This window comes from Nocardia niwae NBRC 108934 = DSM 45340, assembly GCF_001613465.1.
Classification (GTDB): Bacteria; Actinomycetota; Actinomycetes; order Mycobacteriales; family Mycobacteriaceae; genus Nocardia; species Nocardia niwae.
Window position 1 is genome coordinate 9306 of the sequence record NZ_BDCK01000022.1, and the last position, 20433, is coordinate 29738.

Genomic DNA, 20433 nt, shown 5'->3' on the forward strand with positions numbered 1-20433 from the left:
TCAGGCGGATACCGCGTCGGGGCGGACAGCGGCGAGCTTGTCCGCGAGCGAGCCGAGCAGCGCGGCGCGCTGCTCGACGAGAAAGAAATGACCGCCGGGCAGCAACTCGGTGGAGCGCAGCCCCGGCAGGACGTCACGCCAGGCCTCCAGCTGGGTGACCGCCACCTGGCGGTCTTCGCGGCCGCCGAACAGATGCGCCGCGCACGCGGGCGCGGCGGCGGGGGTGAACCGGTAGTCGTCGAAGATCTCGAAGTCGCTGCGCAGGGCGGGCAGGAACAGCGCCATCACCTCCGGGGTCTCGCGCACCTCCGGCGGGATCCCGCCGTAATGGGCGACCGCCGCGGTGAACTCGTGATCCGGCAACTGCGACAACCGACCCGGCCGCGGCAGGTGCGGAGCCACCGCGCCGCCGAGGAACAGCGCACGCGGCGCGATCCCCGACGGCAGGCGGCGGGCGACCTCGTAGGCGGCCAGCGCGCCGAGACTGTGGCCGAAGAAGGCGAACGGCAGATCGGTCAGCGGCAGGACCCGTGCCAGCGCGACGTCGACGAGGTCGGCGAAGCGGCGGATCGGGGTCTGCGCCAGATGCCGTTGCCGCGCGGGCAACTCGATCGGGCACAGCTCCACCCAGTCGGGCAGGCCGTGCCGCCACGGGGTGTAGGCGGCGGCTTTGCCGCCGGCGAACGGCCAGCAGAACAACCGCAGGGCCGGGGCGCCCGCGGTCTTGCGGTGGATGGTCAGCCCACCCGTGTCGGTCGGTTGGGGTGCGGCGCGGACGGCTGCGGCGGTCGCTACCCCAGCGGGTTCCGGGCCGGCGGTGGCCAACGCGGAAGCTGTGTCGCCGGTGGCGCTTCCAGATCCGGGGACGGCCGACGATGCCGCCGAACTCGGAAGAACCGTGGCGCCGACGGTTGCCGCGGCCGATCCCTCGAGTAAGGCCCGCAGATCACCCACTGTCGCGATCCGGGTCACCGGGGCGCCCAGCGTCGCGAAGAATTTCGACAGCGGCGCCGATGGGCCGACCTCGTAGCGTGGTGTGCCCGCGCGCAGTAGTGCGCGCATGTTCGCGGTCCAGCGCACCGGTGCGGAGATCTGGCGGACCAGATGCTCGACGAGGGTCTCGGGCCGGTGGAACTCCCCGGTGTAGTTCGAGGTCACCGTGACCGCGCGGTCGGCGCGCAGCCGCGGCGCACAGTCGGCGAGGTGTGCGGCGAATTCGCCCTCGATGCCGCGCATCCAGCGGGAATGGAACGGCGCGCTCACCCGCAGCGGGACGAACCGCAGATCCGGATGACGTTCGACGAGCACGGCGCGCGCGGCCGCGACCGCGTCACGTTCACCACTGATGACCAGCTGGTCGGTCGAATTGTCGTTGGCCACCTCGGCGCCTGCCTCGGCCACCAGTTCGGCCACCCCGCAGCCGGCGATGTCCGGCAGGATCAGCGCGGCCATCGCACCCGCGCCCTCCGGCACCGCGCGCTGCATCAGCGCGCCGCGTGTGCGCACCAGCCGGACTGCGTCGGCGAGTTCGATGACGCCCGCCGCGACCAGCGCGGCGTACTCGCCGAGACTGTGCCCGCCGAAAGTTGCCGCCCGACCGCCGAATTCGGTCACCAGCACCCGGTAGGCGGCGATCTCCATGGTCAGCACACACGGCTGGGTGTACTCGGTGCGATGCAGTCGCGGATCCCGTTCGGTGCAGATCCGCAGCAGGTCCTCGCTCACCGCGTCGCTCGCCTCGGCGAAGGCGTCCCGTGCGAGGGGGAACTCGGCGCAGAAGTCGGCCCCCATGCCGGTGCGCTGAGCGCCTTGGCCCGGGAACACGACCGTGTACTCGGCGCTCATCGCAGCACCTCCGCGGTCGGCTCGGCGCCACGCGGCGCGGGGATGTAGCCCACCTCGGCGCAGTGTGCCAGGTACATCCGCACCAAGTCCTCGGTCGGCGGGCAGTCGATGCCCGCCGCGCCGAGCACCCGCCGGGTGTAGGCACAGTCGGCGTAAGAGCTCTCCTCGTAGTGGATCGTGCCGAAAAGCTCGATGCCGTACTTGAACATCTCGAGGGTCTGGCTGTCGTAGACCTCGTCGGTGCCCAGCCGGTAGATCTGGCGGTCGGTGGCCCTGCGGTGGAATTCCTCGAGCGGCACCAGATCCACCTCGTACCCGGCGCGCTGGACATAGCGCACCACGTCGTAGTAGCGGCGGATGTCCGGATTGGTCAGATGGTAGGTCTCGCGATAGGTGGGACGCTGCGTGGCGATGTGCACGATCGCGGCGCTGACGTAGTCGACCGGGGTGATATCCCAGTGCACCGGCGTCAGCATCGTCTCGCCGGTCTCGATCATCGTCTTGAGGATGTCGTAGTACGCGCCTTTGACGCTGACCTCGGAGAACGGGTAGCGGCCGGTGCGGCTGTCGCCCATGATGTTGCCGGGGCGCACGATGTCCCACAGCAGCCCACGCTCGCTCGCCGCCCGGATGAGCTTCTCCGACTCGTACTTCGTCTGCTGATAGGGCAGATGGTCGTAGCCCTGGCCCAGTTCCAGGTCACGCTCGGTGAACGGCGGGTTGTTGAAGTTGAGCCGGTCGCCCAGCGCGCTGAAGCTGGACACGTACACCAGGTATCTGCCGCGCGAGCGCAGCGCGAATTCCACTGCGCGACGGGTTCCTTCGACGTTGATCGGGGCCAGCGCGTCGTAGAAGGTGACCAAGGTGGTGCGGCCCGCGGCGTGGATGGTCAGGTCCACGTCGTCGGCCAGGCGCCGCCAGGTGACCTCGTCCAGGCCCAGACGCTCATCGGCTACGTCGCCGAGCACCGTGGTGACGCGCTCGGCGAACGCCTCGTCGAGGGTCGCGTCCGGATCGTAGGTGCTCAGGAAGTGCTTGATCCGGCGCTCGGCCGCGGCCACGGTCTTGCCGCGCACCAGGCAGGTCACCCGCGCGTCGGTGCGGGTCAGCAGATCGTGCAGCAGCTTGCCGCCCAGCACACCGGTTACGCCGGTGATGAACACCGATCGCACCGGGATCGGGGCGTCCATGGTCACCACGGGGATGTCCTGTTGAGCAGCCGTGGCCGCGGCGACCGAGGTGGGACGCGGCCCCTGTTCCTGCGCCGCCCCGGTGATGATGCCTTCGGCCACCAGGTAGCGCGACAGCGACGCGATGGTCGGGTGCAGCTCGGTCGACTCCGCGGGGATCTTGACGTCGTAGTGCTTCATCAGGCGGTTGAGCATCCGGACGGTCGCCACCGAGTCGAAACCGAAATCGGCGAATTCCGCGTCGAGGTCGAGATCGGCCGGGTCGGTCTTGGTCAGATCGGCGAAGATCTCGCGGATGTGCTCGGCGAGTCGATCACGCAACGCGCTGTCGGATCCGTCGGCGGCCGGGTCGGTGACGACCGGTTCGGGGGCGACGACCACTGGTGGCTCGACCGATTCGCCGGGGATGTCCTGCGGTGCGGCGCCGTTGGTGGCATGCCCGTTGCGCTGCTGCGCCTGCGGCGGTTCGGCTTCCTGCGCGACCACCGTCTTCGCGACCACCTGCGGCGCCGGGTGCGTGCGGCGGCGGTAGTCCTCGGGCACGATCCAGTACCTGCGCCGCGCGAACGGATAACCGGGCAGGCCGACGATCCGGCCGAAGGGCTTCGCATAGCCCTGTTCCCAGTCCACGGTCCATCCGCCGGCCCACAGCTCGGCCACTCGCGGCAGGTTCCCCGAGCGCAGCAGCGCCCGCACTTCGGCGCGGTCGGCGTCCGACTCGCCGGGCAGTTCGTCGAGGTCGCGGTGGGTGCGGGCCACGCCGTGGAAGACCAGCAGGCCTTCGGCCGGTGCCGGGGCGCCGGCGTCGGTGGTGCTGTCGAGCAAGGCGACCAGTTCGGCAGTGGAGGTGGCGACCACCGCGAGACGATGGTCGAACGTGGCCCGGCCGACCGCCAGCGTCCACGCCACGTCGGGCAGCGGCATGGGGTTCTCACGCAGCCGCGCGGCGGTGCGGGCGGCCAGCTCCGCGAGCCGGTCGGCGTCGCGTGCCGACAGCACCACGATCCTCGGTCGTCCGTCTTCGGGGGTCGGGTCGACGGGCTCGGCATCGGTGAGGATCAGGTGGGCGTTGGATCCGCCCGCCCCGAACGAGCTGACGGCGGTGACCCGGGGCTTGCCGTCGCCGGGTCGCGGCCAGGGGGTGGGCCGATCGATGACCCGGAAGGGGGTCGCCGCGAAGTCGATTCCCGGGTTCGGCGGGTCGCTGTGCAGGTTCGGCGCGATGGTGTCGTGGCGCAGTTGCAGCAGTGCTTTCACCACGCCCGCCGCGCCCGCCGCTGCCTCCAGATGCCCGACGCTGGATTTCGCCGAGCCGATGCCGCAGTAACCGCGCTCGGCCGTCGAGCGGCGGTAGGCCTTGGTCAGCGCCGCGATCTCGATGGGATCGCCCAGAGCGGTGCCGGTGCCGTGGGCCTCCACATAACCGATGTCGCCCGCCTCGACACGCGCCGCGGTCAGCGCCCGGCCGATGAGGTCGGTTTGGGCGACGGGGTTGGGGACGGTGAAACCGTTGGTGCGTCCGCCGTGATTGACTGTGCTGCCCCGGATCACGCCGTGGATTCGGTCACCGTCGGCGATGGCGTGGCGCAGCGGTTTGAGCACGAGCGTGACCACACCCTCGCCCGGCACGTAGCCGTCGCCGCCCGCGCCGAACGATCGGCAGCGACCGTCGGTGGAGGCCCAGCGGCCGTAACCCAGCAGCAGGTATTTGCCGGGGTGGATCGACACGTTCACCCCGCCGGCCAGCGCGTAGGCCGCTTCGCCGCGGCGCAGGCTCTCGCATGCCAGATGCAGCGCGGTCAGCGATGCCGAGCACGCGGTGTCGACCGCGAGACTGGGGCCGGTGAAGCCGAGGTGGTAGGAGACCCGGTTCGCCACCGCGAAATATCCTGAGATCGGCACACCGACGAACGCCTGGTATTCGGCGTAACCCACCCCGGCGAAGACTCCGGCGTCGGGCAGGTCGCGGGCCGCGGCGCTGCGGCGCACACGATCCGGCGAGTAGCCCGCGTCTTCCAGAGCGGCCCACGAGGTTTCCAGGAACAGCCGTTGCTGCGGATCCATCTCCTCGGCGTCCTTGGGGGTGATGCCGAAGAAGCGGGCGTCGAACTTGTCCACGTCGTCGAGGAACCCGCCCCAGCGCGCATAGGTGGTGCCGGGTTCGTCCGGGTCGTCGGAGAGGTATTCGCGATGGTCCCAGCGTTGCGGTGGGACCTCGACGATGCAATCGCGCCCGGCGACCAAGTTGGCCCAGAACTGCTCGATGTCTCCCGCCATCGGGAACTTGCCCGCCATACCGATGACGGCGATGTCCTCGGCGTCGTCGACCCGGCCGAGAACGGGCTCGGCGGAGTTCGAGGAGGCCGTCGTGTGCTCGGCCGCGACGACGTCGCCGGAGGAGGTCGTCTCGGGTGTCGAATCGGTGAGCACGGCCAGTCGCGGCGCGTGCTCGTCGGCGAGATACCCCGCGAGGTCGCGGACGGTCTGGTATTCGAAGAACAAGGTGCTCGGCAGCGGGCCGAAATCGGTTTCCAGCCGGTCGTTCATCTTGCTGATGAGGACCGAGTCGATGCCGTAATCCTGCAACGGGATGCGGGTGCGGATCCGTTGCGGGTCGAGTCGGCAGTATTCGGCGAGCAGACCTTTGAGGTAGGTCTCGGCGGACTCGCGCAAGGGTACGGAACCGCGCGGCGCGGCATCAGGAGCCGCGAGTCCATCAGCCGCGCGGTCGGTGATGTCGCGGAGCGCGCCGGCGTGAGGCGCAGCGGGTGTCCCTGCGGCGGATTCCGAGCGTGCCGAGGAGCTTTCGGGCACCGGATCGACCGTGGGCGGGGCGGGAAGCATCGTGTCGGCGGTGTCGGACGCACGCAGCTCTCGCGGTACGGAGTCGGTCGACGGGATTGCTCCACGTCGTGCGCCGAGAGCCGGAGCTTCACTGCCGGCCGGTTGGAAGACGCCTCGCGGCGAGCGCCCGACCTCAGCGGCCTCCGTGGACGAAGGCGCACCCACCTCCGGCGCCCAGCACCGTTCCCGGTCGAACTCGTATCCGGGCAGGTGGATGCGGCGCGCGAGCGGATCGATCCAGCCCACGTACTCCACACGCCCACCCTCGACCCACGCCTGTGCCGCCGCTGCCGGATCGTTCAGCACGGTGGCTGCGGTTCGGTCCGCAACCGGGGTGTCGATCGTGCCGGTGAAGACACCGGCGGGCCGATCGCCCTCGGCGAAGGCGGCGAGCCGGGCCGCGACGGCGTCCACGGTGTCCCCGACCACCGCGAGGCGATGCTCGAAGCCGCTGCGCCCGAACGCCAGCGTGCGCGCGACATCCGCGAGCACTACATCCGGATGCGCGGACAGATACCGGCGCAGAGCGCGTGCCATCCGGGCCAGGCTCGTCGTGCTGCGCGCGGAGAGCACGATGACCTGCGGTGCCCCCGGCATCGCGGGCCGGGCGGCTGCCACGGCCGGGGCGTCGTCGACCACCAGGTGGGCGTTGGTGCCGCTGAATCCGAAAGAACTGATCGCGGCTCGCCGTGGCGAACCATCCCAGGCGCGCAGTCCGGTGTTGACGAAGAACGGCGATTCCTCGAGGCGCAGCAGCGGGTTCACCGCTTCGACGTGCAGCGACGGCGGCAGCTGTGCGGCGCGCATCGCCAGCAGCACCTTGAACAGGCTGGCCATACCGGCGGCGTGTGAGGCGTGCCCGATATTGGATTTCACCGATCCCACCGGAATGGCGCCGACCGCACCGGTGTAGTGCCGGAAGGCGGCGGTGAGCGCCTCGATCTCGATCGGATCTCCCAATCGCGTTCCCGTGCCGTGTGTTTCGACGTAACCGATGGTGGACGGATCGATCCCGCCGTTGCGGTACACCGCCAGTTCCAGCTCGGTCTGCGCGCGCACGCTCGGCGCGGTGATGCCGTTGGTGCGGCCGTCGTGGTTGATGCCGATCCCGCGGATCACCCCGTGGATCGGGTCGCCGTCGCGTTCGGCTGCGGCCAGCGGCTTGAGCACGACCACACCGACGCCCTCGGCGATCACGAAACCGTCGGCGCCCGCGTCGAAGCTCGCGCACCGCCCCCGCGGCGACAGCATGCCCATCGACGAGGCGAGCAGGTGATATTCGGGCGTGACGAACACCGCGACACCCCCGGCCAGCGCGAGTTCCGACTCACCGGAGGCGAGGCTGCGGCAGGCCTGGTGCAACGCGACCAACGCCGAGGAACACGCGGTGTCCAGCCCGAGACAGGGACCGGTGAGATCCAGGTGATAGGCCACCCGGGCGGGCAGGACGGCCGGGCTGTTGCCGGTGAACAGATGATGGGAGCCGACCGTTCCACGGTTGCGCAGCAGGGTGGCGTAGTCCGACCCCGGCGATCCCGCGAACACACCGCACCGGCTGCGCCGCAACGTTTTCGGGTCGATGGCGGCGTCTTCCAGGGCCAGCCAGCTGTGCTCGAGGAACAGCCGCTGCTGTGGGTCCATGTAGTCGGCTTCGGCGGGCACCAGGTCGAAGAACGCCGGATCGAACTGCTCGACGCCGTCGAGGAAGCCGCCCCACTTGGAGTAGGTCTTGCCCGGTGTGGCCGGTCCTGGCCGGAAGTGGCCGGCGATCGGCCAGCGCGTCGCGGGGATCTCGGTCACCGCGTCGTGCCCGGCGGCGAGGTTGCGCCAGAACTCCTCCAGGTTCGCCGCGCCCGGGAACTGCCCGGACATGCCGATGATGGCGACGTCCATCGATGCTGACCTCTCGCTGGGCCGCGCGGTCTGCGCGGCGGCGGTTCGGGTGCCGGGCGTCGGCACGTTCGAGATGGAAGATGCCGGGGCGGGCGCTGGAGTCGCCGACGCGCTCGTCGCCTCGGCGCCCTCCGCTGCCATGCGAGCGCTGAGCAGCCGCACCGACGGATGGTCGAACACCACCGTGGGACGCAGCGCCAAGCCGTAGCGCGCGTTGACCCGGTCGATGATCTTCACCGCGAGAATGGAGTCCACCCCGTACTCCGACAGCGGCAGTTCCGCACGCACCTCGCTGCGCGCCACGCCGAGTCCATCGGCGACGATGGCGGCGAGTTCGGCTTCGAGTGCCGGGGCGGAGCCGGGCCGCGAGGGTGCGGTCACCGTGGCGGGATGTCCCGCGACTGCGGGTTCGGTCCGCGCAACGGCCGCTGGTTGGGCGGCTTCCGCCGGGTGGAGTCGTGAATCGAGGGTCGGCCCGACGGCGACCGTGGGACGCGCGGCGGCGGTCGGCTCGACGGCGCCCGTGGGTTGGAGCGGCGCACCGGCGGCGACCGCGGATTCGGACTGCTCGGCGGCAGCGTCCGCAGGTTGGGACAGCGCGGGGGCGGGCACGGTGCTGCCGACCGCGGCCAGCAACCGGAAACTGGGCTCCGGATCCGTGGACAGGCCGGGCCCCCACGCGCGTACCCCGGTGAAACCCGCCGCGGTCAGCGCCGCCCGCCACTGCGGCTCGGACAGCAACGGGGAGTGCGGAATACGCGCCTCGGGATCGCGGTAGGCGTGCCAGCCTTCCAGCAACCCGAAGGTCAGCGCGAGAACCTCGAGGTCGGTGGTCGCCTCCGTGCACGCGAGCACGCCGCCGGGTGCGAGCAGCCGCTGGACGTTGCGCAGTGTCGCATCGATCGACCGCGTCGCATGCAGAACGTTGGCGCAGAGCACCAGATCGGCTTCGTGCGCCGGAAATCCCTGCGCGACGGGATCGGCTTCGATGTCAAGTACCGCGAAACGCAAGTTGTCGCGTGTGCCGAAGGTGCGCCGCCCATGCGCGACGAAACTGTGCGACACATCGGTGTAGTGATAGTCGAACGCGATCCCGCGCTCGGTGAGCGCGTCGAGCACCGCGTGCGTGGAACCGCCGGTCCCCGCACCGATTTCGATGATCCGCAGCGGCCGCGTCCGGCCCGCTTGCCGCGCTGCCGCCGACACCAAGGCGGCGAGCAAGCCGTTGGTGAAATCGTAGGCGGCGTTGCCCCGGTAGATCGCGCCCACCAGTTCGAGATCCCCGCCGGGGAACAGCACCTCCGTGGCGGACAACTCGCCGCGCAGCACGCGCGGATACGCGGCCAGGCAGGCGTCCAGCAAGGTCACGTACGGCTGGGTTTGCGGGAAGCGCGCGAGCAGGTCGGCGCGCATTCCGCTGGTTCCGGGCGGCGGGCCGGGCACCACGATCCGGCCGTCCTGCGAGCGCACGAGGTCGTGTCGTCGCAGGATGTCCAGGCAGCTGGTGCGCAGCCGGTCGAACTCCGGTCGTAGACCCAGGCGCGCGTCCAGTGATCGCGCGGTCCACTCTCCCGGCGTGAGTCCCATGCCGGCGAGCGTGGCGAACAGTCGCATCGCCGCGTAGCGGCCGAGTTCGGCCTTGCCCGGCTCCACGACGCCCGCGGGCTGGACGGCCGCCTCGAACCGCTCCACCACGGCGTCGAAACCGGAGCTCGGCGGTGTGCTGATCCAGTAGTCGGTGCGCTCGAAGGGATAGCCCGGCAACGGGATTCGACGTCGCGGCCCGCCGCGTCCGCGCCAATCGACTTCGGCGCCCGCGACCCACTGGCGGGCCAGCTCCTGGTGGTCGGCGGCGGGCGCGGAAAGCGGCGGCCGGGTCTGCGCGTCGACGGTGCCGGTGACCACGGGACCGAGCTGGTCGGTGCGGAACTGGTCGAGCGCGTCGGCCACCTCGATCGGTGCGGACGCGACCACCGCCAGGCGGTGAGCCAGCGCGGGTCTGCCCACCTGCAGGGTGCGCACCGCGTCGTGGAAATCCGCGGGATCGAGGGTGCGGAAGTGCCCGGCCATGATCTCGGCGTAGCGGTGCAGTCGCTCCGGAGTGCGCGCCGACAGCACGAAGATCTCGGGTTCACCCGTTCCGGCCGAGGGCACTCGCTCCTCGAGGTATTCGGCCACCACCACGTGGGCGTTGGCGCCGCCCGCGCCGAACGCGCTGATGCCCGCGTGCCGCGCCGCGGCGACGCCGTCGACGGTGCGGCGCGGCCAGTCCTCCGCGTCGCGCGGCAGGTGGAACGGCACCGAGTTGAACGCGATGGCCGGATTGGCCTGTGCGGCGTGCAGCGTCGGCGCGATCCGGCCGTGGCGCATCTGCAGCAGCACCCGGGTCAGGCCCGCGACGCCGGCGGCCGCTTCCAGATGGCCGATGTTGGACTTCGTCGACCCGAGGGCGCGGGAGCGCCCGGCCTCGGGTGATCTACCGAAAGCGGAGGCCAGCCCGGCGATTTCGATCGGGTCACCGAGCGGTGTCCCGGTGCCGTGGGCCTCGAGGTAGTCGATCGCGGCCGGGTCGACCCCGGCGGCGCGCAGGGCCTCGCCGATCACCTCGGCCTGCGCGCCGGGATGCGGCACGCTGTATCCGGACGTCTGGCCGCCGTGGTTGATCGCGCTGCCGAGGATCAGCCCGTGAATGGTGTCACCGTCGGCGCGGGCGGCCGACAGCGGTTTCAGATACAGCGCGCCGACTCCTTCGCCGGGCACGTAACCGTCGGCCGCGGCGGCGAAGGGACGGCACCGTCCGGTGCCGGACATCATGCCCAGGCTGTGCAGCAGCAGGAATTTGTCCTCGTGGAGCAGCAGATTCACCCCGCCCACCAGCGCTGCGTCGCATTCGCCGTCGAGCAGGCTGCGCCGCGCCAGATGCAGCGCGGTCAACGACGCCGAGCACGCGGTGTCCACGGTCAGGCTCGGCCCGCGCAGGCCGAGGGTATAGGAGGTGCGGTTGGCGATGGACGACGGAATCGAGGCCACCGCGACCGGATCGCCCTCGCGGCTGGCCGCCACCCCGAGCAGCCGGTAGTCGCTCCAGGTGGCGCCCACGAACACGCCGACGCGGCGGTCCCGCACGGCCGGGTCGGTGTGGTGATAGCCGGCGTGCTCCAGCGCCGCGTACGCCTGCTGCAGGAACAGCCGCTCCTGCGGGTCCAGCAGCGGCGCCTGGACCGGCGGGATGCGGAAGAACTGTGGGTCGAAACCGCCTACGTCGCGGAGGAATCCGCCGATCATCGGGGGCGCGCCGGGCGCGTCCCGGACGGCGGTGAGCCACCAGCGTTCGGCCGGGACGGGGCCGACCGCGTCGTGTCCGTCGCGCAGGTTGCGCCAGAACTCCTCGATGTCCTCCGCGCCCGGGTAGCGACCACTGATCCCGACGACCGCGATGGGCTCGTCGGCAGACGGGCGATGCCCGGCAGGCGAAGGATCGGCGGCGGAGACGGTCGGCGGTGCGGCTGCCGGTTGCAGCCGAGCTCGCAGCGCTTCGGGCTCGCCCCAGACCGCGGCCAGCTGCGCGCGGTTCAGTGTGGCGCAGGACAACAGCAGATCCAGACCGGCCGCGGTCGGCAGCAGTCCCGCACCGGCCCGCCGCAGCGCGGTGATCTGTTCGGCGGGCGGGCGCATCCCGCCCTCGGCCCACAACGGCCAGCCGACGCTGACGGTCCTGCTCCCGGCTCGATCGCGCTGTTCGGCGACGACGTCCAGGTAGCGGTTGGCCGCCGCGTAATCGGCTTGCCCTGGATTGCCCAGCACCGCGGAGACCGAGGAGAACAACACCGTCAAGCGGACCTCCGGCAGCGCCCGCGTCAAATGCGCGACACCGTAGACCTTCGGCGCCAGCACGGATCTCGCATCGTCGCGGCCGGTGCCCGCCAGCAGTCCGTCGCGCAGCTGTCCCGCACCGTGATAGAGCACCTCGACCGGCCCGAAGGTGGCGTGGGCGATCGCGGCGACCCGCTCGGCGTCCGCGGTCACCGACACGTCGGCGCGCACGTGCACGGCCTCCGCGCCCAGCTCGCCCAGTTCGGCGAGCAGGGCGGCAGCCGCCGCGTCGAGCGCACGGCGCGACACCAGCACCAGCCGGGCGCCGTACTCGGCGGCGAGGCGGCGGGCCAGCTGCTGCCCAATTCCGCCGAACCCTCCGGTGATCACGACAACCGAACCCGGGCGCAGCACCGCGTCGCCGGAGCCCGGCGTGGCGTCGCTGAACAGCCGTGCCCGGCGGACCTGGCGTCGCCCGCCGTGATAGCGGATCTCGGTGGCGGTGTCGCGTTCGTCGACGCCGAGTTCGGTGGCCACGATGTCCTCGATCGCACCGGCAGGGTCGCGCTGGACAGCCCGGAGAATCGGATACGGCTGCTCGAGCCGCAGTGTGCGCGCCGAACCGCCCAGAAGGGCGCAAATCGATTCGCCCGCGGGGGTGGCGGGCGTGACAGCGAGGACCCGGCGCACCGGCGGTTCGGGCACCGCCGCGATCGCGCGCAGCAGATCGCGCAGCGGCAGGTACACCCGCTCGATCACATACTGCGGGTCGGCGTCCGGCGCCGCTTCGGGCCACAGGTACAACGCGGCGTCGAAGCGCACCCGGCGGGAGACCAGAGCGGCGATCAGGCGCTGCATGTGCTGTGCGTTCGCCGGGTCGACTACGAACTGGTCTGCTTCCGACAGGAACTCGTTGCCCGGGCGAACGCGGACGACCGTGGCCGGGCCCTGCGGGTAAGGGTGATCGGGGCTGTCGAAGACGAGCAGGGCGGCCGGTTCGTGACGTGCGTGCGGGGTGAGATCGGGCTCCCAGTCGAATCCGAAGGTGATCAGGTCGTCGGCCACGGATGCCGCGGGGATTGCGACCGCTTCTGTCGGCTGTGCGCTGGTAATCGGTGGCGGTGCGCTGGAATCGGATCGAGCATCCACTCGAACCTGCGCCGCCGGGCTGACGGCGGTGTCACCCGGCCGGTAGTTCGCGCCGACTTTCTCGGAGAGGTGCCCGGCGAGCGCCTCGATGGTCTGGTACTCGAACAGCAACGTCGGATAGAGCGGCTCACCGACCCGCGCCTCCAGTTCCGCGGTCAACCGCAGCAGGCGACCGGAATCCAGGCCGAGCTCGTAGAAGCCCACGTCGGTCGCGATGCCGACGGGGTCGGCGCCGATTCCGCCCGCGACGAGAGCAGCCAAGTCGGCGATGATTACCGCACGCGGGTCGCTGGGGGTGTGGCCCACGGGGATGGGCGGGGCCGCAGGAGGGGGCGAGGCCGGTGGTGGCGGCGAGGCGGCCTCCGGCCGGGTCAGCAACCGCTGGATGTCCGCGCTGCCTCGCACACGCTTGGACGTCAGCCGATACCGCGCCACCGGTGACCCGTCCGGAGCGTAGAGCGCTACATCGGCTTCGAGGAGATCTCCACCGTGCCCGCCGCGGACCGCGGCCCGTACGAAGACCTCTTCGGGGGTGGCCCGCCAGGCGCGGACATCTCCGAAGTAGATCGGAATGAACGCGCTGTCGTCGTCCACACCGAGCCGGTGCGGGTCGATGAACGGCACGATCGTGGAGGCGTCCAAGAAGGTGGGATGAAGCAGGAAGCCGGGCAGATGCGCGGCCGCCTCGGGTCCGAGGCCCAGTGTCGCGGTGACCACGTCGTCGCGGCGGGCGAAATGCCCGGTGGCGCGCATGAAGGCCCGGTGCTCGATACCCCGGCTACCGCTCTGGGCATACATCTCGGCCAGACCGCGCGCCTGCGCCGACGCCCGGAAACCGGTGACATCGATCCCGTGCGGCTCGTCCGGCGAAACGACGTGCATCACAACGCATTCCGCAACCGGCTCGGTCACTCCGACCGGCGCTCCCGCAGCGTCCAAGCGCTGCACATCGATGGCGACGCGGCCGGTCGGGCGATCGACTCGGAACGCGATGCGCGCCGCGCCGTCCTCGGCGAGGGCGACCGGACGCTGGAACAACGCTTCCCGGATCGTCAGGTCGCCGGGCCGGTAGCCCGCCGTCATCGCCGCCCGCAGGATCATGTCGAGATACACCACGCCCGGCAGAATCCGCACACCGTGCACCCGGTGGTCACGCACCACCGGGTCCTCGGCTCGCAGGGTGGTGGCGAAGCTGTCCAGGTCGATCCCGCTCATCGCAGCGGCTCCACGCGGAGGAACGACGGCGCGGGTGCGCTGGGCGTCATCGGCACCACGATCCGCGGCGCGGGCTCCGTCGATGTACTGGGAACCGTTTTCGGCAGCATGAAGCTCCTCTTGCGGAATGCGGGTGGATCCAGGGGGCGGCGCGTAGGCCGGTGCCCGTCGGGCGCCTGCTCGACGACGAGATGGGCGTTGGTGCCCCCGAAGCCGAACGAGCTGACGCCCGCCGCGCGGGGCCTGCCGTCGGCCGGCCGCCACGGGCGCAGTTCCCGGTTGACCTGCAGCGGCGATCCGGTGAACTTGAAACGCGGATTGAGGTTGTCGCAGTGCAGCGACGGCGGCAGCGCCGCATGATGCACGGCCAGGATCGTCTTGACCGCCCCGGCGATGCCCGCGGCGGAGAGCAGATGGCCGATATTGGTTTTCACGCTGCCGACCGCGCACGGCTCCGGACCGCGCGACCGGTCGCCCAGCACGGTCGCCAATCCCTTCAGTTCGATGGGGTCGCCGATCATGGTGCCGGTGCCGTGCGCTTCCAGATACGACAGCGCGTCCGGCGACATGCCCGCCACCTCGAGTGCCGCGGTGACCACCTCGATCTGCGCCCGCATGTTCGGTGTCGTGATCCCCATGGTGTGCCCGTCGTTGCCGATCGCCGAGCCGCGCAGCACCGAATAGATCCGATCGCCGTCGGCCAGCGCGTCGTCGAGCCGCTTGAGCAGCAGCAGCGCCGCGCCCTCGCCGGGCACGAAACCATCGGCGTCCTCGGAGAACGTCGCACATCGTCCGTGCGGCGAGAGCACGCCCGCCGCCGAGAGGGTGACGAACGGCATCTCGTCGAGCAGCACCTCCACACCGCCGGCCAGCGCGGCGTCGACCTCGCCCGCCCGCAGCGCCTGGCAGGCCAGATGCACCGACAGCAACGACGACGAGCACGCGCTGTCGAGCACGACATTGCCCGCGTGCCAGTCGAAATAGTCGGAGATGCGCGCGGCGATGAAGTTCTGGCCGATGCCGATGACGGTGTGGCGGTCCGGGACCGGGATCCGGTGGAAGTAGTTCGCTGTCCGGCTGCCCGCGTAGACGCCGACCCGCTTGCCCGCCAATTCCTCGCGCCGGTATCCGGCGTCGGTGGTGGCCAGCACGGACGTTTCGAGCAGCAGCCGCTGCAACGGGTCCATCTGCCAGGCCAAGTCGTCGGTGACCCCGAAATACTCCGGGTCGAACAGGTCGACGCCGTCGACGAACCCGCCCCATTTGCTGTTGGTCAGCCCGGGCCCGCCGGCCGGGCGGTAATACCGCGCGGGATCCCAGCGAGCCGGGTCCACCTCGCGGATACCGGATTCCCCTGCTGCGAGCAGGCGCCAGAACGCTTCCGGTGTGTCGCCGCCGGGCAGGCGGCAACCGATGCCGATCACGGCGATCGGCTCGGCCGCCCGGCCGCGGCGGGCATCGGCGGCCCAGGTGGCCACGCTGGGCTGGGGCGCCCGAGGCTGCGGTGCGCGCGGTCGATCATCCGGTGCGGGCTGCGGATCGGCCGGTGGATCCGGTGGCGCTTCGGGCGCGAAACGTTCCGGGAACTGCTCGGTCAACAGACCCGCCAAAGCGTCCAGCGTCGGGAACTCCAGCACCAGCGCCGGATCGAAGGGCGCTTCGACGACCTGCTCGATCCGGCGTACCGCCGAGGCGATCAGCACCGAATCCGCGCCGTATTCCTCGAATCGTTTGTCGCCCTCGAAGCGGGCCGGGGCCAGTTTCAGCTCGTCGGAGAAGATTCGCAGCAATTCCTGATACGCCGCCGCGGAACCGTTCACCGGCGCGGGCCGTGCGGCCGGTGCCGACGCCACCTCCGGTGCCGGTCGGTGCGTGCGCGTCGAAAGGTGCAGTGCCGCACCGTGGTAGGGCAACACCACCGGTGCGTGCACCCCCAGTGCCGCGTCGAGCAGCTCGAACCCCTCCGCGGCACTCAGGGCGGGAAGGCCGGTGGCCCGGTAGGCCGCGCTGGTCACCTCACCGAAACCGGTGCCGCGGAACGAGGGCCAGTTGATCGACCGGAACCAGGGTCGACCCGAGGCGTGCTGGGCTTCGGCGAAGCGGTCGAGGTGCGCGTTGGCCATCGCGTAGTCCGACAGGCCCACCGCCAAACCGGGCAGCACCGCCGACACCGACGAGAACAACACGAAGAAATCCGGACGGTCGGCGGACAGTACATCGGCGAGGACGGCCGTGCCCGCCAGCTTCGGTTCGAGGACGGTCGCGACGGCGGGTCCGCTCTTGCGCACGAACGCCGGACTCTCGCTCGAAACGCTGCCCGCGCAGTGCAGCACGCCACCGATCGGGCCCAGCTCGCGCCGCACGCGGTCGAAGAAGCCGGACAACGCCGTCTCGTCGGTGAGGCTGCCGAAGTAGGTCCGCACCGCGACGCCGCGATCACGCAACGCGACCAGCCGCCGCACCTTGTCGGCCACGGGCCCGGAACCGGCGGCGACCCGATCCCATTCCGGTTCCGGCGGCAGCGTTTCACGGCCGAGGACGGCCAAGCGGCGCGCGCCGCGCTCGACCAGGGCGGCCGCGAACTCCGCGCCGATGCCGCGGGTGCCGCCGGTGACCACGTAGGTGCGGGCGGGATCCACCACGAGACCGGCGCGCGGCGTGGCGTCCGCGAGTTCGACGGCTTCGCGTCTTCCGTCGCGGTAGCGCACCCGTGGGGCGCGGTCGTCGGCGCACTCCGCGCCGAGGATCGCCAGCAATCGCGCGGGATCGGCGCACACTGCTTCCCGCTCGGCGACCACGTGGACGCTGCGGGTTCGCACGTCCCGGATTTCCTCGGCGAGCGCCGCGACCAGACCGCCCAGTGGCGCCGACTCCGGCCCGCCGGCGCCGGGATGCCCGGCGGCGGCGTGCACCAGTACGAGCGAACCGGTGCGCGCCTCGATCACACCCTGGTAGAGCCCCATCCGGCCGAGATCGCCGGTGGCCCGGCTCGCCGGTGCGGGAACCAGGTCGCACACATCGAGTACGCAGTCGGTGTCGGGATAGCGCGCGGCCAGCTCACGGCCCACAGCGGCGCCCGCACCGAAATCGGCACGGTTCAGGTCTCCCGGCAGGTCCGACAGCCGCACCAGACGCCCGGGGTCGCCGACAGCGTCGACCAGCGCCGCTGTCAGGGCATGCGGGGTGCGCGCGTCGTAGACCACCAGGGCGCGGCGACTGCGCAGGTCGCCGATGGACAGCGGAGCTTCCCGCCAGATTGGAACCAGCAATCGCCGTTCCGGCGAGGCGGGTGCCCAGGTCGTCGCAGGCTGCTGATCGGGTGCGGGCCACGCAGCCGACGGAGATTGCGCCGGACCGAATTCCGCTGCGGACGGGTCCGGCGATAGTTGCGGCAGCCCTGCGCCGGACCATTGCCCTGGTGCGGATTGCGGAGTTTCCGGCGTGCGCGTAGACCTTGGATCCAGGGTAGGCGCTGGCACGAAGCTGGGGCTCGCCGCCGATGGTTGCCTGGGCGTCGGTTGCGGCAGCGATGTGAAGTCCGGCCCGGACGTGGACTGCTCTCGGGGGACGGAGCGCGCCACCGGATCAGCACCCGGCCCGGTCTGCCGACTCGGCGCGAACTGCGGCGCGGCATCCGGTCCTGGACGCAGCGCGCTCTGCGAGGTGGGCATGGGGTCGGACCCGGGCGCCGTCGCGACGTCCGGAATCCAGTACCGCTCTCGTGCAAAGGGATACGTCGGCGCGGGAATACGGCGCCGGGGTCCGGGATCGCGAACGCCAGCCCATTCGATGTCGCCGCCGCCGAGCCAGCGCGCGATCCGGGAGTCCTCCCCCGCGTCCCGGCACGACCTGGCGCCGGGTGCGTCGTCGACCCACGCACGGACCGCGGCGCGCAACTGGTCGATGTCGCGGGCGACGAAGGCGGCGCGGACGCCGCCCGCCTGACGGCCCGCCTGCATGGTGTAGGCCAGGTCGGCGAGGTTCGGCTGTTGGTCGGCGAGGTAGCGGTCCAGTGCCGCCACGTACTGCGCGAGGCGCTCGCCGTCGCGTGCGGAGACCGGGACGACCTGCCCGCCGCTGAACCGGGTCTCCGGCCTGCGGTCGACGTACTCTTCGATCACGACGTTGGCGTTCGCCCCGCCCGCTCCGAACGAACTCACCGTCGCGCGGCGCGGCCGCGCCGGATCCCCGCCGGGCCAGGGCAGCGGCTGGCCCGGGATCCGGAACGGTGTGGACGCGAAGTCGATATTCGGGTTCGGCGGCGTGGCGTGCAGGGACGGCACGATGGTCCGATAGCGCAATTGCAGCAGCACCTTCGTCAGCGCCGCGACACCGGCCGCCGCCTCGAGGTGACCGACATTGGACTTCACCGAACCGATCGGCAGCTCGGACCGGCCCGACCGACCGAAAACCTTCGCCAGGCCCGCGATTTCGATCGGATCGCCGAGTGCGGTGCCGGTTCCGTGCGCCTCGATGTAGGACACCGACGCCGGATCGACCCCACCGGCGCGCAGCGCCGAGCGGATCACCGCCGCCTGCACGTCGGGATTGGGCACCGTGAACCCGTTGACGCGGCCGCCATGGTTGATCGCCGAACCTTTGATGACCCCGTAGATGGTGTCGCCGTCGGCTTCGGCGTCGGCCAGCGGCCGCAGCACCATCGCTCCGACACCCTCACTGGCCACATACCCGTCACCGCCCGCGCCGAAGGAACGGCAGCGGCCGTCGGTGGAGGCGAACTGCCCTTGGCTGAGGGCGACGAACTTGTAGGGGTGCAGCGACAGATTGACCCCGCCGACCAGCGCGAGCCTGCATTCGCCGGTGCGGATGCTCTGGCAGGCCAGGTGCAGCGCGGTCAGCGAGGACGAGCAGGCGGTGTCCACCGCCATGCTCGGCCCTTGGAAGTCCAAGGCGTGGGAGACGCGGTTCGGGATGCTCCAGAACGTCGACCCGGGCAAGGTGCCGCGCCCGAGCCGGGACTCCTCGGCCCCGAACATCTGGTAGGTGCCCCACATGACGCCCACGAACACACCGGCCTGCTCCGGGCGCAGGCCGCCGCGCGCCAGATCGGCCCGGGAGTGCCCCGCGTCTTCCAATGCGGCCCATGCGGTTTGCAGGAACAGCCGCTCCTGTGGGTCCAAGATCTCCGCCTCGCGCGGGGAGATCGCGAAGAACAGCGGGTCGAAGCAGTCGACGTCGTCGAGGAACCCGCCCCATTTGGTGTAGGCGGTGAACGGGTTGTGCCGATCCGGGAAGAAGTAGCGGGTGTGGTCCCAGCGGTCCCGCGGGATCTCGGTGACGCAGTCTCGTCCCTCGACCAGCACCCGCCAGTACGCGTCGAGTCCGTCGGCGCCCGGGTAGCGCCCGCTGACACCCACGATCGCGATATCCCCTACCGCGTCGGTGTGGTGGCCGGAGCCCGGCACGGCGGACGCGGTCGGCGTGGTCCGCGGCGCGAACGAGTTGTCCGAAGCGGGCCGGGTCACCGGCTGCGGTGCGGAGTGCACCGGTGGGTTGTCACCGGGCCCCGGGACACCATCGGCAGCGGGTTCGTCGGCTGCGGCGGAACCGTTGCCCGTCTGCGGCCGAGTGGCTACGGCTCCGTTCGATGTGGTCGAGGTCCTCGGAGGGAGGGCCGTGGCAGGGGGCGTCCGCGCCGCCGTCCGATCGGAGGAATCGCCACGTCTCTCGATCGACGGCGGCGCGGACGGCTTTCCGGCGGAGCCGAGCCGCACCAGCAGGCCGACCACCGCGCGCGGGGTGGGGTACTCGAAAGCCAGCGTGGCGGGCAGGCGGTGACCGCTGGAGCGTGACAGTTCGTCGCGGATCTCGAGCGCCGCGACCGAGTCCAGGCCGAGTTCGTGCAGCGGCCGGTCCAGATCATCGCCGGGCGCCAACTCCAGGCAGCGCCGCACGAGCGCCTCCATGCTCTCGGACAGATCGGTGTCATTTGTCGTCGCGACCTCGTTTTCGACGCGCACCAGCGAATCCGAGAGCACGTCCGGCACGTCGGCACCGGTCACCGCCGTCAGCGCGAGTGGCATCGCCGTGACCGCAGGCGTGGTGGAGCCGATCAGGCGGGCGAGCGTGTCGAGGGCCTGCGCAGGGCGCAGCATGCCGTAACCCCGGCGGGCCAAGCGCTGCACGGCGCCGTTGTCGAGCCGTTCGACCATGCCGGTTTCCGCCCAGGGACCCCACGCGATCGACAGCGCGGACGAGCCCGAGACGCGGCGTGACTCGGCCACTCCGTCGAGGAAGGCGTTGGCGGCGCCGTAGCTCGACTGGCCGGGCAAGCCGACCACCGCCGCGGCCGAGGAGAACAGCAGGAAGAAACGCAGGGAGCGGCCCGAGGTCAGCTCGTGCAGGTGCCATGCCCCGAATGTTTTCGGTGCGAGAACGTGCCCGACGCGTGTGGTCGTCTGCTCGGCGATCACGCCGTCGTCCAGCACCCCCGCCAGATGCACCACACCGGCCAGCGGCGGCA

The 20433-nt window shown here is 71.2% G+C and carries 3 protein-coding genes (1 of these 3 cut by a window edge); all 3 read right to left on the reverse strand.

Annotated features, from left to right (window positions below; genetic code table 11):
• Tightly spaced (each overlapping or abutting the next), the 3 genes in view from NNI01S_RS33470 to NNI01S_RS34500 form a layout consistent with a single transcriptional unit that may run on beyond the window.
• Positions 1-1845 (reverse strand): thioesterase domain-containing protein, encoded by a 1845-nt coding sequence (locus NNI01S_RS33470; RefSeq protein WP_063020646.1) that lies wholly within the window; start codon positions 1843-1845, stop codon positions 1-3.
• The gene (locus NNI01S_RS14620; protein WP_063020647.1) at positions 1842-13949 is read right to left on the reverse strand and encodes a thioester reductase domain-containing protein; all 12108 of its coding nucleotides are present in this window, start codon (positions 13947-13949) and stop codon (positions 1842-1844) included. Before NNI01S_RS14620 ends, NNI01S_RS33470 begins: the two co-directional genes overlap by 4 nt.
• A protein-coding gene (locus NNI01S_RS34500) for a type I polyketide synthase (RefSeq protein ID WP_169812971.1) crosses the window boundary here: on the reverse strand, positions 13946-20433 show its final stretch. Its footprint extends 15094 nt past the window's final position; only the last 6488 of its 21582 coding nucleotides appear in the window; its start codon lies off the right edge, out of view — the gene reads right to left on this strand; the stop codon is at positions 13946-13948. Before NNI01S_RS34500 ends, NNI01S_RS14620 begins: the two co-directional genes overlap by 4 nt.